General features: G+C 39.3%; 16 protein-coding genes and 2 tRNA genes. 9 read left to right on the forward strand and 9 right to left on the reverse strand.

Features of this window, described 5'->3' with window-relative positions; translation table 11 throughout:
- Positions 1-8: 8 nt before the first annotated feature.
- The gene (locus QZZ23_RS08670) at positions 9-209 is read right to left on the reverse strand and encodes a hypothetical protein (protein ID WP_292468951.1); all 201 of its coding nucleotides are present in this window, start codon (positions 207-209) and stop codon (positions 9-11) included.
- Positions 210-313: 104 nt separating this feature from the next.
- Here QZZ23_RS08670 and QZZ23_RS08675 point away from each other — a divergent pair.
- Positions 314-385: transfer RNA gene (locus QZZ23_RS08675), tRNA-Gly, on the forward strand.
- Between the two features lie 287 nt (positions 386-672).
- Here QZZ23_RS08675 and QZZ23_RS08680 read toward each other — a convergent pair.
- Complete coding sequence (locus QZZ23_RS08680) at positions 673-1,152, reverse strand: hypothetical protein (protein WP_292468953.1); 480 nt, start codon at positions 1,150-1,152, stop codon at positions 673-675.
- 374 nt (positions 1,153-1,526) lie between these two features.
- Complete coding sequence (locus tag QZZ23_RS08685; protein ID WP_292468955.1) at positions 1,527-2,159, reverse strand: hypothetical protein; 633 nt, start codon at positions 2,157-2,159, stop codon at positions 1,527-1,529.
- 229 nt (positions 2,160-2,388) lie between these two features.
- On the opposite strand from QZZ23_RS08685, the gene QZZ23_RS08690 reads away from it, so the two are divergent.
- Together QZZ23_RS08690 and QZZ23_RS08695 are read left to right on the forward strand one after the other, a co-directional pair.
- Positions 2,389-3,138, forward strand: a complete 750-nt coding sequence (locus QZZ23_RS08690) for an SIMPL domain-containing protein (RefSeq protein ID WP_292468956.1) — start codon at positions 2,389-2,391, stop codon at positions 3,136-3,138.
- A gap of 150 nt (positions 3,139-3,288) precedes the next feature.
- A complete protein-coding gene (locus tag QZZ23_RS08695; RefSeq protein ID WP_292468958.1) occupies positions 3,289-3,882 on the forward strand; it encodes a DedA family protein in 594 nt (197 codons plus the stop codon).
- 36 nt (positions 3,883-3,918) lie between these two features.
- Here QZZ23_RS08695 and QZZ23_RS08700 read toward each other — a convergent pair whose 3' ends face one another.
- The 4 genes from QZZ23_RS08700 to QZZ23_RS08715 form a co-directional block, all read right to left on the reverse strand.
- Positions 3,919-5,193, reverse strand: coding sequence for a hypothetical protein (locus QZZ23_RS08700; protein ID WP_292468960.1), 1,275 nt, complete (start codon positions 5,191-5,193; stop codon positions 3,919-3,921).
- 201 nt (positions 5,194-5,394) lie between these two features.
- Complete coding sequence (locus QZZ23_RS08705; RefSeq protein WP_292468963.1) at positions 5,395-6,531, reverse strand: UDP-N-acetylglucosamine--N-acetylmuramyl-(pentapeptide) pyrophosphoryl-undecaprenol N-acetylglucosamine transferase; 1,137 nt, start codon at positions 6,529-6,531, stop codon at positions 5,395-5,397.
- A gap of 84 nt (positions 6,532-6,615) precedes the next feature.
- The gene (locus QZZ23_RS08710) at positions 6,616-7,752 is read right to left on the reverse strand and encodes a glycosyltransferase family protein (protein ID WP_292468966.1); all 1,137 of its coding nucleotides are present in this window, start codon (positions 7,750-7,752) and stop codon (positions 6,616-6,618) included.
- Positions 7,753-7,892: 140 nt separating this feature from the next.
- Positions 7,893-8,081, reverse strand: coding sequence for an HAD hydrolase-like protein (locus QZZ23_RS08715; RefSeq protein ID WP_292468968.1), 189 nt, complete (start codon positions 8,079-8,081; stop codon positions 7,893-7,895).
- Positions 8,082-8,201: 120 nt separating this feature from the next.
- Here QZZ23_RS08715 and QZZ23_RS08720 point away from each other — a divergent pair, with 120 nt between their 5' ends.
- The 6 genes from QZZ23_RS08720 to QZZ23_RS08745 all read left to right on the forward strand — a co-directional run bounded on the left by QZZ23_RS08720 (position 8,202) and on the right by QZZ23_RS08745 (position 12,880).
- The gene (locus QZZ23_RS08720) at positions 8,202-8,786 is read left to right on the forward strand and encodes a heme-binding protein (RefSeq protein ID WP_292468971.1); all 585 of its coding nucleotides are present in this window, start codon (positions 8,202-8,204) and stop codon (positions 8,784-8,786) included.
- Entirely contained in the window at positions 8,787-10,163 is a 1,377-nt protein-coding gene (locus tag QZZ23_RS08725) for a deoxyribodipyrimidine photo-lyase (RefSeq protein WP_292468973.1), read from the forward strand.
- 67 nt (positions 10,164-10,230) lie between these two features.
- Positions 10,231-10,680, forward strand: a complete 450-nt coding sequence (locus QZZ23_RS08730; protein ID WP_292468976.1) for a MarR family transcriptional regulator — start codon at positions 10,231-10,233, stop codon at positions 10,678-10,680.
- Entirely contained in the window at positions 10,670-12,040 is a 1,371-nt protein-coding gene (locus tag QZZ23_RS08735) for an MATE family efflux transporter (RefSeq protein WP_292468977.1), read from the forward strand. The genes QZZ23_RS08730 and QZZ23_RS08735 overlap by 11 nt, the downstream gene beginning before the upstream one ends.
- Before the next feature lie 60 nt (positions 12,041-12,100).
- Positions 12,101-12,188, forward strand: a tRNA-Leu gene (locus tag QZZ23_RS08740).
- Positions 12,189-12,283: 95 nt separating this feature from the next.
- Entirely contained in the window at positions 12,284-12,880 is a 597-nt protein-coding gene (locus QZZ23_RS08745; protein ID WP_292468979.1) for a flavodoxin family protein, read from the forward strand.
- Positions 12,881-12,928: 48 nt separating this feature from the next.
- On the opposite strand, the gene QZZ23_RS08750 is transcribed toward QZZ23_RS08745, so the two are convergent.
- Entirely contained in the window at positions 12,929-14,122 is a 1,194-nt protein-coding gene (locus QZZ23_RS08750; protein WP_292468981.1) for a C39 family peptidase, read from the reverse strand.
- A gap of 571 nt (positions 14,123-14,693) precedes the next feature.
- Complete coding sequence (locus tag QZZ23_RS08755) at positions 14,694-14,825, reverse strand: hypothetical protein (protein ID WP_292468984.1); 132 nt, start codon at positions 14,823-14,825, stop codon at positions 14,694-14,696.
- Positions 14,826-15,039: the final 214 nt, after the last annotated feature.

Genomic DNA, 15,039 nt, shown 5'->3' on the forward strand with positions numbered 1-15,039 from the left:
TTATGTTATTATCTGGCATTGCGGCTCATGCGCCGGATGCCGCGTCTTCTTTTTCGGTCATCGGGGCCGAAGTACCTGATGTTCTTGCCTGTGTGATGAAGGAATACGGCATCAAGTATTAGTTTTCTCAGGCTGACTGATTCGATGTGAAGGTCCATGTCGGTGCTGCTCTCTGTCAGGATTGCTATGTCTGCAGTTTCCTGTTCCATCCGACATTGTGAATGTCGTTCTGATTTATATACGATTCCTTGCAATATTCATTATCAGGCGAAAACGTTATATCTGAAAAAAGACTGTATTGGTTGTCCATCGTGCGCTGGTGGTTTAGTGGCTATGACTGAGGCCTTCCAAGCCTTAAACCCGGGTTCGAATCCCGGTCGGCGCACTTAACTTTTTTGTTTAACTGTCATTTTCAAGAGTTTGCACTTTTTGTAGAATATTAATTATCCCTACTTATGTTTAGTTTTCTTTGCTGTATAGTTGCAGGGATGCAGGAAGTTTACATTAAATGGCTCAGAGGAGATTCTCTGAAAAAGAAGACATGGCGAATAATTATCTGGAATTTGACCCGGAATTAGTGAGGAAAGAGTATCTTTCGTGTGTTCCTCAGTTAATTATGTAAAACAGACAACGGATACAGGAATAAGGCATTATCAAATACTTTAATCAAATTTAAAAATCAAATAATCCATCAGACATGATCTTTTTTGCCTTTGCAGAAGATTCATAAGGTTTGAATCTGCTTTTTTGTCCCGTAACTTTCTCTAAAACCTTTAAATCAAGGTGAGTGAACATTTCACCATTTTTAATACGGGGTGTAGTTATATATTTTAAATAATCCCTTGATCCAGGAGATTTTACCATATTCAAGGCCATAAATAGATAAGCTTCTTTTGAACCATTAAAATGCTTTCTTTCGACGCCAAATTTCTTAATACAACAGTTACCAATCTCCAGTTTTTTTTTATTAGAACGATTCCTTACAATCCTAATATCTCTTATTACATGGCCACATATGCATCTGGAATCAGACTCATCTTCTTCTAACAGGTGCTGCTCACCAAAATATGTCCATTCTTTTATAGCTTGTTTATAAGTATCTGCCAATGAATTTAATAATATTACTGAGGTAAAATTTGCGGTGTAACTCATATGCTACCTCTATAATTTATCGAAATATGCTCATTTTACATTTAGAGCTTTATATTGTTCTTGTGTCTACACTAACCATTTTGAAAATGATAAATAGAAATAGCTCTTACACTATTTATAAGAAATGTAAGCATGGTGAAAGTATTTTATGATTTTGAAAAACATATAAATGGATAATTTAATGGAACTTAACTACACATTTTCAGTATTTTTTTTAATAGTGAAAGTAAAAATCAGCTTTCATCAGCATTTTAGATGTAGCATTATCCTTCGGTATAAGGCGCATAGGGGAGCTCACCTATTGTTTTGCACCCTTATAAGCTTCAACGATATAGGAACTAAAAAATCAGTACCATATTATGTAGTTAGAACCATCAAAAGATAACGTTTTCTTTTTCAGTAGAACTCTTAGCTAACACTTCATCAATCCTGTTTTTTAAATTACTGAACTTAACTGGTTCACAGATTTTTTGAATTCTGGACAATGCAATGCTCTTTTGATCTTTGAACTTGCTTTCCAAATCGTTAGTTAAAACCACATAAAAGTCCCATTTGCCAGTATCAAGGACATTTGCTGAATTCTTATCCCTTTCTGTGTAAAGGCAGAAAACAAAACAGTCAGAAAAACGGGTGAAGTCTTTGCTGTATTCATTGGTAAAAGCATCCCATGCTTTCTTTTTGGATATATCGAATCTTATGTTTGAAACCTTTTTTTGTTCCCAACTTTGCAGATATGCAGCCGATTTTACTTCTATCTTAAAAGTCTTATATCGTAAATCGATTGCATCCCACTCGATACGGGAATTATCTGTAATTCCAAGTGCCAGGCCAGCAAGAAACTCTGCAAAAATAGACCTGTTCCGGTTGCTTAAAATGTCGGAATACGCCCAAGCCCAGAAGTCGCAGACAGTTACATCATTGAGTCCTTCTATTCTGTGATCAGGACTGAGTTTAGGAAGCATTAAAAACAATCTATTTTGATTGCAGATAAATGTAATGAAAACCATCTCAATTGTATCGGTATTTTAGAGGTGCTAAGTAGCCTATATTTACTATTATCGATTCTCATTAATTTCCATTTTATTCTACAAATTCCTTAACACACTTCCCACCACCACACATAACTACAACTCAATCTGAAGTTTAGCCAATTCTTTAATATGTGCAAGTCCTTCTATAACATGTAATACCGGTCATAATTGCCGGTTAAAAGCACCAAAAGTGGAGGATATGTAAATGTCACCTGAAATTAAAAGCGATAAATCATATTTGGCAATAATCGCACTATCAATTGTACTGGTAGTGATGTCGTTAACGATATACGCCATCTCTCAGAGTGGGTCCGAACAGAACGCAGTAGACACAATAACCATGAGCGGGTACGCTGAACAGAAAGTTGTACCTGACACAGCCACCGTGAGCATTGGTGTTGTGATCCAGGCCGAGACGGCAAAGGAAGCATCTGACGAGAATGCCGCCCTTATGAGTGCTGTCCTGGCAGAACTCAAAGCTCTCGGTCTGGAAGACAGGGAAATGCAGACATCCTATGTTTCCGTGTACCCAGTCTATGACTATGAAAAGGGACAGACCATCACAGGTTATTCCGCATCCAACAGCGTGCAGGTCACAACCACCAATCTCGACAAGCTGAGCGATATCGTCGACAAGTCCACAGCCGCAGGAGCCAATCAGATCGGAAGCATCTCCTTCTCTGTATCTAACGACATGCAGAAGCAGCTTCGTGAAGACATCATGGATGAAGCAGTAGCCGATGCAAAGTCGAAGGCAGATTCACTTGCCAGCAGTCTGGGTCTTAAGATCGCAGGCGTACAGACAGCATCCGTAAGTGACAGTAGTGATTCCAGAGTATACTATGCAATGGATGTGGAAGAAGCAGCAATGGATACCGGAGGAGTTTCCACACCGATTCAGCCGGGAGAGTCCACAGTCTCAATGTCCGTGCAGGTCACATACTACATTGGCTAAGAACACTGGACCAAGCAGTTTGAATACCGGGGTTTAGAAAAGATAAGAAGTTGCAGAATGACCTATGTGTCGTATGCAACTTCTCATGCTAATTTTTTACAGTTTCTTGTCTATGAGACTTTTTAAACATTCAGTTACTTATTAATTACAATGAGCAATTGGGAATTCTTAGTACCTTATCTGGAGCATTTATCGTATGCCGGAATTTTCATAACTCTTGCTTTTTTAGGACATTTTATACCATTGCCGGAAGAAGTTCTTCTTCTTACTGTAGGGTACATTGTTAGCCTGGGGTTTGGAAACCTGTGGATCGTTATTATTGTTAGCTTGATAGCTGGTTCTTTCGGCGATCTGGTATTATACTGGCTCAGTAGACATGGCAACAAATTGCTCTTGCATCTTGATCGTACTGCTGATAAAAAAAAGATTGCCAGGTATGAAAATTTAATGCAAAACCATGGTGGAAAAACCATTTTTACATTACGTTTAATCGTAGGTCTCCGTGTTCTTGGTCCGGTTGTCGCAGGATCTGCAAAAGTATCATGGCGTAAATTTGTTCTTTATGATCTATTGGCTTTATTGGTTTATTATCCCGCTCTTATAATAATTGGGTATCATTTTCACAATAATCTTAGAAATCTGGTATCTGATGTTAGTATCCTTAGTCACATTATATTTTTTGTCGTAGTAGGATTATTTGGGATAGCTATAAGCATTCACTACAAGAAGAATTACGGACGCTGATTAATTATATTATGACTGCAGGGGACGATTATCATATCATGATCTGGGATTTTCCACGAGGTTGTTTCTCTGATCATATTTATTTTGCAGTATATCGAGAACTTTCTTTTTAGCGCATGCCATTCTGCTATTCTCGATTCTTTTAAAGTTTTCAGCTTTATACTCAAAACTAACCCATTTGAACAGAACAGAAACATCGCCAATGATCTTCTTAGAGACAAGATTCACTCCAGCATTTGTCAGTTCTTTACTATCTACATTTATCAGGCTACTTGATGCAAGTATCTTGAAATGGTTTTCGTAGAGTGGAAGGGGTATATCAAGGAGTCTCAATACATCCGGTTCTATCGTATAACCGAGATAGAAACAGAAAAGAATGCGTATCTGAATATCTTCTTCCTTGTTCAGGATCCCGTAGAGTGCAATAAGAATCGAATAGTCTCGTGATCTCAGTAATATTTTAGAACCATCTGTAATAGTCATATCAAGGTCCATGGTAGAAGTGTTCTCTGGATTTTTCAATCTGATTTCCTTGATAAATGTACAACTAATAAATCTTTTAATATCTTCTATGGCCAGATCTCCGTATAATGCTGAGCCACCACATTTCCACATTGTTCTGATTGTTTCTTCATTACCTACTTTCATAGTGTCCAGACAGTTCCACATGGTGGAAACATCCTCATAATCTTCCAGAACATTTGAACCAAGATTCTTTTTTTCAATACCTTTCATCCTGTCTATCATTTCAGTTCCAAGGGAGGTAACGGTGGCATATTCGTCAACAAGTTTCTTTGTTTTTAGGGATGCGAAGGTTTTGTTTATTAGTTCCTGGTTTCCATCACAAATGGGTAACAGCATCTCCATACTATTTATTCCTGAAGCTAAAAGGAATAGCAAACGTATATCCTGTGGATTCATGTTTCCTATCAGCGGATCAGCCTTCACTCCTAAAAGACTCATCAACAGGTATTTCAAATTGAAAATATTCGATTTTTTGCCGGCAAGTATCATGGAATCAACTACTTTGCCTGTGCCAAAGGTTGCATCTTTCTTGTAATCAATGGCTATAACTGAACTATACTTGCTGGAGTTCTGGATCTTACTGAGAATAGCCTGTGGCAATATGCGGTCAACAATTAGTATATCTTCAAACTTAATAGTGAGGATGTTGCAGGATGTCTGTATTTCCAGATACTCGTCATTAAGGGTGACTTTCCACTGATTCCAGCGTGCATTATTGATACAGAACATCGTATTGATGCGTGGAATATCAATAATTCCTAGAAAATCCATTTCACCATAAATCATTGAGACCCTCTTTTTTGCATAATTTTAATCCCCGAAAATGCTATCTTTTATGCTAAATAAATTAAAGAATTAGTAAGTAAATAATTATTATATAAAACACCATATATTATATATTCCTCTCGGTATATATGCAATATTTGACTCTACAAAAGAAATGTTATTATTTTCTGCCTAATATGGGTATCAGAGACTTTGTAAACTCTAATAATGTTCTTCCACTATCATCCTTACAGCCACAGGTCCGTTCAATTTCACTGCCAGCTCCCGCATCTCAATGAGTTTGTTTCTATACCTTTCATCATCAATAAGAATCCTGATGTTTTTGAGTAGGTCTTCGGGAGATGCGGAGTAGTCCAGTTTCTTTCCCAAGCCATCTTTCTCGATAATAAAAGCATTGTTCTGCTGTTCGCTATGGTTTTTGTCGGGGATGGTGATCATGGGGACAGCGAAGCTCAGGGCTTCCATCATGGTGCTGTGGCCACCGGGGGCGATAATCACGTCAGAAGCTTTCATGTACGGGAACTGGTCCTCTATGAACTCGTGAATATGCACATTATCGGGTATGGTGTCGAAGTCTGAAGGATCAACGCTTGGTCCGGAAAGCAGGGTATAGTTGATACTGTTATCCATGCTAGCGGCTTCAATAACGTTTCTGAAAATAGGTTTTCTGTGCCCAAAACCACCGATGGTGCAGAGCACATGGGGACGTTTTAGTTCTTTGGCAGTAGTTTCTTCAAATGTCTTACTAATGAGTGGACCGCTGAAGAATACTTTTTTCTGTATATTTTCCTTAAATTCCAAATTTTTCCTGCATACTGTATGTGGGAGCGGGTAATCCGGAATGATCACGCCATCTGCCACCTTGAACATGCCTGTGCAGAACAGTTTAACGATCTCAGCCAGGATTTTGCTCGACAAACTTTTTCCTTTAAAGAATTCTTCCATATCTGACTGGTTTACTATTATGTAGCAAGGTATGGTATGTAATCTTGCGCTCAGTATTCCCATGAAATAACTATCTGATATAACAACATCCGGCTTTATTTCTTTGAGTAGTTTCCTGAGTTTGATCAGGCCCCATCTTGAAGGCATATACTCCCAGTTCTTAAAAGTTGCAAGAATGGACTTCTTTACATTCAGGAAACCTGCCTTGCCTATAAGCGTAATCTCTGGTGGTATCTTATGCGCGATGAAATCCTTGCGTTCAATAAAATCCATGGAATATCCGTAAGCAGCAAAATAAACCTCATGCCCGGAAGATATCATTTCTTTTCCTATTGAGATGCATCTGCTTGTATGGCCTAATCCCTCTCCGCAGACAAATATCATCACTTTCATTGACTACTCCAAAAAGATGCATATCCTGAAAAATCTCCATCAGCCACAGTATGAACTCTGCCTTTCCTTTCTGTATTGCTTTTTTTATTTAACTGTGTCTGGCTTTTCTTCCACCATCATCCTTACAGCCACCGGTCCATTCAGCTTCACTGCCTGCTCCCGCATCTCAGTAAGCTTGTTCCTGTACTTCTCATCATCAATAAGCAGCCTGATGTTCCTGAGTATATCTTCAGGAGATGCGGAATATTCCAGTTTCTTTCCCAAACCATCCTCTTCGATAACCAGAGCATTGTTCTGCTGTTCACTATGTTTTTTGTCGGGTACGGATATCATGGGTATTCCAAAGCTCAGGGCTTCCATCATGGTGCTGTGACCTCCCGGGGCGATGATGACATCTGAGGCTTTCATATATGGGAATTGGTCATCAATGAACTTCAGGACAGTCACATTTTCCGGCAGAGTTCCAAGGCTGGCAGGGTCAATGCTGGGGCCTGAAAGCAGGGTATAGTTGATACTGCTGTCCATGCCCGCAGCCTCGATAACCTTTCTGAATATCGGTTCCCTGTATCCAAAACCACCGATAGTGCAGAGCACATGCGGGCGGTTAAGTTCCTTTGCCGTGGTTTCCTCAAAAGTTTTTCCGATAAGGGGGCCGCTGAAAAACACCTTTTTCCATGTCTTATCCTTAAATTCCAGATTCTTTCTGCACACCGTATGTGGCAGGGGATAATCTGGGATGATCACCTTATCAGTCATTTTGAACAAGCCGGTGTAAAACTTCTTCACTACCTCAGCCAGAATTTTGCTGGACACTCCCTTTCCCTTGAAGAACTCCTCCATGTTAGACTGGTTAACTATCAGGTAGCAGGGGATGCTACGTGTTCTGGCACTTATCATTCCCATGAAATAACTGTCCGATATAACAACATCCGGTCTTGTCCTCTTGAGCAGTTTGCGTATCTTGATAATGCCAAGGAACTGGCCTCTCTTGAAAGTTGCAAGAATGGACTTCTTCATATTCAGGGAACCTGCCATTCCCACAAGCGTGATCTCAGAGGGAATCTCATGTGTCTTGAAACCCTTACGCTGGATTAGCTCCATGGAATAACCGTAAGCACCAAAATGGACATCATGTCCTGCATTCACAAGCTCCTTGCCAATTGAGATGCACCTGCTGGTATGTCCCAGTCCTTCTCCGCAGACAAATATCATAACTTTCATCTTAACACCAAAAAATAGCCACAACAAAAAAATTGACTGGTATCCATACGTTTTTATCTTTTAAAAATACTTTCATTGTACTGTGTATGTCTGCATATTCTGTTTTACAAAAAAGTAATGCTGCCTTGTAGCATACTTAACTATTCACAATACGCTCGATCATCGATCCCTGCGTCATTTTCACCTTCCATAGCAAATATCTCTCTCTCATCAATGCTTATGCCTGATTCCATAAAAGCAGTTTTCCAGGCTTTTGCGTGCAGGTGCATCGAATCTATAAGCACACCGTCCATGTCAAATATCAAGGCTTCGATCACAGGTGAGAACATGGTTGTTGCATATATCTAATTAATCTAGGTTTTTCCCATAGATTACACAAACTATATAGTACATTTTCAATCTTCAGGCTGAACCAAATACTCTTTTAACTTTCAAAGTAATCTACTTTAATGGATAAAGCAGGAGTCATTTTTGCTTTATTGACAGTGCTTGCTGTCATGGTAGTTTCATGGTTTTTTGCAGGGGTGCATGTTTTAATGGTAACTGAGCAGTTTGAATACAAGGTTCTTTATGAACTGGACAATAACGTTGAGGTCCGGCAGTATGGGGAAATGACAGTTATATCCACATCATTAAAAGATTCAGGTGCTGTTTTCTCATCACTTGCATCTTATATTTCAGGCAAGAATGGTGAAAACCTGAAAATAAGCATGACTTCTCCGGTAATCACATCTGATCAGGGTACTACTCTTAACATGTCATTTATACTACCATCTGGCTATGATGTAAACAATGCTCCTGAGCCCGATGCTCCGAATATCTCAATAAAGACTGTACCTGCCAGGAAGCTGGCTGCAATAAGATTTTCAGGATATGTCAATGACAAAGTTGTTGAACAGCAGCGTTATATTCTTAGTTCACAACTAAATGTGAATGGTGTTGCTACAAAAGGAGAGTTTTTCCTAATGCGGTACAATCCTCCGTGGGTCCCACCTGCCTTGAAGCGTAATGAAGTTGCTATCGAGGTGGACTGATTGGCAAAACCTTATACAAGATCCCTTTTCATATTCAGGCGTGATCTGCGTGTTGATGATAACACTGCCCTAAGCCTGGCAATGGAAAACTCGGATGAGGTAATTCCATGTTTTATTTTTGACCCGAGGATTGCAGATGAGCAAAGGAAGCATTTCAACTATAATTCCTTTCAGCTCCTGCTGGAATGTCTTGAAGACCTGAAACAGCAATTAAATTCAAAAAGTGGAAGTCTTTTCTTATTCTCTGAACTTCCTGAAAATGTAATAATAAACCTGAAAGATGAACTGGATATAAATGCTGTTTTTTTCAATAAGGACTATACTCCCTTCAGCAAGAAGCGTGATAGTACTATTCAGGAAATATGCAAAGATGCTGATATTGAAGTTTTCACATGTCATGATTCCCTTCTTCACGAGCCGGGTACTGTGCTCACTAATGAGGGCAAACCCTATAAGGTGTTCTCCCAGTTCTTCAAAAAAGCTTCACAAAAAGAGATACCTCTTCCTGTAATGCAGGAAGGCGGGGTTTTTTATTCCGGATCTATAAACGCAAAACAGGTTAAGCCTTCTGATTTTATAAGTGAAAGAAATCAATCTATTTTCACAAAAGGTGGCAGAAACTATGCACTGTCTGTTCTTCAGGAATTGGAACACTTCAGGAACTATGATAATGAACGTGACTATCCTTCAATACGTGGAACTACCGGACTTTCCGCTCATAACAAATTAGGCACGATATCGATACGTGAATTCTATCACTACGTGAGAAATGAACTTGATGGAGGGCATACTCTGATAAATGAACTTCACTGGCGTGATTTCTTCACTCATATTGCTGTTGCTTTTCCATATGTTTTCACTCATGCTTTCAAGGAAAAATTCGATGCTTTGTCGTGGTCTGATGATAAAATACTTTTTGATACATGGTGTAAAGAGCAAACCGGTTTTCCAATAGTTGATGCAGGCATGAGGGAACTGAACACAACTGGTTACATGCATAACCGTGTAAGGATGATTGTTGCTTCCTTCCTTGTGAAAGACTTGCATATTGACTGGAAATGGGGAGAGCGCTATTTTGCCAGCAAACTTGTGGACTATGATTCTTGTGTGAATAATGGTAACTGGCAGTGGGCAGCATCTACTGGTGCAGACTCACAACCGTACTTCCGCATTTTTAATCCCTGGACTCAGCAGAAGAGGTTTGATCCGAAATGCCTGTATATTAAAGAATGGATTCCTGAGCTTGCAGAAGTAGATCCAAAAGTCATTCATTCTCTTGAGAAAGGGCAGCAGCTTCTTGGAGTCGATTATCTTCAAGCCGTAGTTGATCATAAGCAGGAGCGTAACCGGGCTCTTTCAATGTTTAAATCAGTTTAATGTTTGGGACTATATTTTATAATTTTAACCATATATATTATATAGTTAGTTAGGCTTACTAACCAGCATGATTGAAAAAACAGAAATGGCATTTTCCTTTGAGAAAATCGATGATTATTACAATCGTCTTTTAAAAGAGTTCGAGTTTTCGGGGGAATATGGGGATTTGAGCCTCAATGCTTACATGTATCTTAAGAATGTACATACTCTGGGTACTCCCTCTCTGTCGGAACTTGCCCGCACAATGGATGTAAGCAAGCCTTCTGCAAGTGCTATGGTTCATAAACTTGCCAACAAAGGACTTTTGATTATCAATTCGTCTCCTGGTGATAAAAGAGTGACTTTGCTGAGTCTGACTGAAAAAGGGTTACAGATCATCAAGTTCCAGGACTTTGCCGATGCAAGGTTATACGCAAAAATAAAGGATATCCTTGATGATGATGATGAATTCTCTCTTTTTGTAAAACTCTGGCAGAAGATCGACGCTAATCTTGAGGGTGGTGAGGATGGTAAATGATCACCAATTGCGTAACGACAGTGTCTGGTCTCTCTTTTGCCGTTTCACATTCCCGGCTATTGCTGGCATCATAGTTGCTGGTATACAGACTATAGTGGATGGTTTTTTTATTGGAAATGTAATGGGTAGCCAGGGGCTTGCAGCAATTACACTTTCATTTCCTCTAATAATGCTGATAGTTGCTATTGGTATTATGGCTGGTGTTGGGTCTTCAACTCTTGTGGCACTTGAACTTGGAAGGTCTGATCGTGAAAGGGCTGTCAGAATAGTGTCTAATGTTTTCTCTATGTTAATTGTAATCGGTGTTCTCATTACGGTTCTGGGTATTCTCTTTACAGATTCTTTGATCCATATCCTTGGAGCACAGGGTGTTGTAAGTGTAATGATGAAAGATTATCTGCAAATTATTTTTGCGGGAGCTATCTTCATACTCTTTTCCCTTGCCCTTGACCCTCTTGTCAGGAATGATGGCAGGCCTGTGTTTGCAATGAAAGTAATGATTGTGTCAGTTCTGACAAATATACTTCTAGATTATGTTTTCATCGTGAAACTGGGAATGGGGATGACCGGTGCAGCTATTGCTACAATAATCGCTTTTGCAATGATAGCTATAATGCTGGCTTCTCATCTCTTGAGCAGTCGGGCAAATTTGCGTGTACTGCCTGGTACTATGGGGTTGGATTATGGTATAATATGTCATATACTGAGAAGTGGTGTTCCTTCATTTGCAATGCAGTTTTCCATATCTCTGTTGCTGCTGGCTCATAACTTTGTATTACTTAAGTATGGGTCTGAACTTGCAGTATCAGCTTTTGGAATTATCGATTATTCCTTCTCCATGTTCTACATGCTTTTTGAGGGTATAGCCATGGGAGTGCAGCCGATAATAGGTTTCAATTACGGTGCGGGTCTTTATGGCAGAGTCCATAAGGCATTGAAACTTGCCATGATTACAGGTTTTGTGGTAGGACTCATCGGTTTTATAATTGTTTTCCTTTTCCCGGAGCGAGTTGTCGGCATCTTTAACCCGAATGATGCGGAACTGCTTGAGATCACTGTGGAGGCCATGAGGATATTTATGGCATCGCTACTTGTGCAGGGCATTATAGTTGTTAATGCTACATACTACCAGTCAGTGAATAAGATATGGCATGCCCTTTTCATACATATTGGGAAAGTATTGGTGTTCCTACTGCCTTTATTGTTTACTCTGCCTGTTATTTTCGGGCAGACAGGGATCTGGTTTGCAACACCACTTGCAGATGGCATGATGTTTTTGGTAGTAATGGTAATGATCTTTGGTGAAATGCGAATTCTCAGGGAGAAGAAGATTTCAAAAAGTAGTGTCCGGGGAAAATAGTAAAATCATCACTCCGCAATATTAATAAGTAAAGGGTATATTTATCCAATACTTCTTTTTGCGGGGGTTGCCCAGCCTGGCCAAAGGCGCAGGGCTTAGGACCCTGTCTCGTAGGAGTTCGTGCGTTCGAATCGCACCTCCCGCACCAATTTTATGTTTGTTAATAACTTTGTTTTTGCGAAGGGATGAGCAGCAATCGCACTAATGGCAAAGTATAATATGGTTAAAATATAAGATTATAAGATGAGCAAAATAAAAATTATTGGGGTTGGTGGAAGTCCTCGAAAAAATGGGAACACCGATCTACTGCTTGACAGTTTTTTGAAAGGAGCTGAATCAGCAGGTGCTAATATAAAAAAAGTTCAGTTAAGGGACTATTCTATTGAATTCTGTATTGGTTGCGAAGCCTGCAGAAAAACCGGTGTATGCACACAGTTTCATGATGGTATGAGCTTACTCTATCCTGAGATAAATGAATCTAAGGGTATAATCCTTGGTTCTCCTACTTACAACTATAACGTTACTGCTTTGATGAAAGCATTCATCGATAGACTCTATCCGTATTACAATTTCACAAACGAACATCCTCGGAATTATTCAAGTAATCTCGCTGGTCAGGGGCGAAAAGCAATTGTATTTTCAGTTTGTGAGCAACTGGATATTAAAGAAATGGGGTTTGCGCTCGAAGCCTTAGAAATGCCTCTTGAAGCCCTGGGTTATGATGTGTTGGAAAAGTTTCCTGTAACTGGGTACTTTTCCAGAGGATCAGTTTCAAAGAATGAACTTCTTCTAAAGAAAGCGTTTGAAGCAGGTAAAAAAATGGTACTAACTCTTCGTTGATCTAATAGTACAAAAGTTAGTGTACTTTTTTTGTTCCAACCTTACAGTTTATTCAACACATAGATCAATACAAACTGAATCCACGATGCTCATACTCTCATTCTGGAGAGTTAAGACGATTCTGTAATCGTTTGCAGGGATAAATTCAAGCTGATTTGAATAATTGATGCCTTTTGAAACATCATCAAAAGGAGCAACATTCACATCTATTTTGAAATAAAAACTTTCCATTACTTCACCAGTATTTGTGTTAATCACGTTACTTTTGACAGTGTATTCTTTTTGGGTTGCCGTAGGATTTGAAACTGTAAAATGGACTGACATGTAATCCTGTGTGGAAGGTTTCCTTTCTGCAGTTACATCTTCTTTACTGACTACAGTGTATCCGTTTTCATATTTTCCGTCAAATCTCAGTAAACCTACATCATTGATGTTGTTCTTGTCTGTAAAGCTCAAGCAACTAAAACCACTGTTACTGTGGTCAGTTATGTAAAGCGATCCTTCTGTTGAGCTGTCTGGTGCATCATTTAAGGTCTCAATGGTAAAGGCCATGTTTCCTGGGTTTATCTTACTGGAAAATATCTCTTTGAACTCATCCCACGTGATGGGCACTGCAATATGTCCATCAGTGTTTTTGAAAAGACCTGCAGTGATTGCTCCGCTTGGGTCTGTCAGGTAGATATATTCGTCATCATAACCTACTGCAAGTATTGCGTGTCCTTCTTTAGTACCATCGGCTACCTTATACTGGAAAGCCATTAGGATGGGTTGTCCCCTGTCAATACTGTTTCGTATAACCTCATTGAAATTATCAGCATCGAACTGTCCCAGATTATATCCCCAGATTGTTTTTTTCATGTTGAGGTTAGCTGTTCTTTTTGCATGCTCTTGCAGTGAATTATCATATGGGATATATTGTTCTGTGAAAGTTTCACTATGTCCCGAGCCAAAAGATTCCGCTATTTCCCAGGGTTTTACAGAACAGTTATTGAGGTCATACATCATTGCAAGACAATAGTAAAGGCACCAGTTTGTATCTCCCTGATTGTAGTATGGTACGGAAAGGATGTTCTTCTCCGCCAGATCTTCTCCAGTATCGTCGGGCATATTTCCAGACGATCCTCCGCTTAGTGCAGCACTACCTGTGAGGATTATCAGAATAAAGGCAACTGCAGCTATTACGTTGGTTTTTAAAGCAAGGCTACTTCTCCGAATGGTCTTAGGATCCCCTGATCCGCTCATACTCCATTAACTCCGTTTTGCTTTTTCAGGGTGCATTTCAGTTTCATCACGGGGATGATTTGCGACCATCACACATTAATATAAATTTTATGCAATGGTATTGCACACATTACTCTATTTTTTTTAATATGTTCTTTGGTATATATAGGTTGCCGATATCGAAAAAGTGCTCATTGTCATTATGATGAGGTTTGCGTTGTTTAATGTGTTACTGTTACACATCATTTTGGGTTACTATATGGGGCATTATTTAGAATGTGCATTTTTAAACAGATGTGCCAGATGACGGCTGTATTCATTTCAGGTACTATTCATAGCATTTGAAGGATACGAGATAATTTCCTGGTTGGTGAATAGGTTAAAAATCCGGAAAATAATATACATGGGGCTCTTTCCAGAATCAATGAAAAGAGAAGAATGCCTCACTGTACTATTCTTTTCAGTTATTCTCTTCATTCTGGTAATTCCGTATTTACTATATTACGGTTTAGACGACCTGATCTTAAAAGAGCTTTTAAGGTGTGGGGTACGCAGAGAAATTCACTGCATCATCTAAATATTAAAAAAAGGTCTATTTAATGAAGCAAAGACGCAGGATTTGGTGTCCATAGGTGCCAATGCCAGGTATTTTCTTAAGAATTTCTTCAGGTGTGTCTTCCCTGAGAAGATTGTCAGCAATACTGATACTACTTTCATATGGCAAGGAAATAGGTTAAGCTGGTGGATGCTATTGAGAGGTAAAGATTATCTCTTTCTTTTGCATCTATTTGTTGGTCACCCTATTTCATTTATTACCTAGTATCTTAAACTTCTCTAGCATGTGTTCCTTATATTGGGTGATTTATCCGCAACGTTTTTATATCAAGCCTGTTATGTAAGGGTGCTCGCGAGGAGCTCACTGGTGCGGTATCCGCAGC

It is taken from the genome of Methanolobus sp. (assembly GCF_016278385.1).
GTDB lineage: Archaea > Halobacteriota > Methanosarcinia > Methanosarcinales > Methanosarcinaceae > Methanolobus.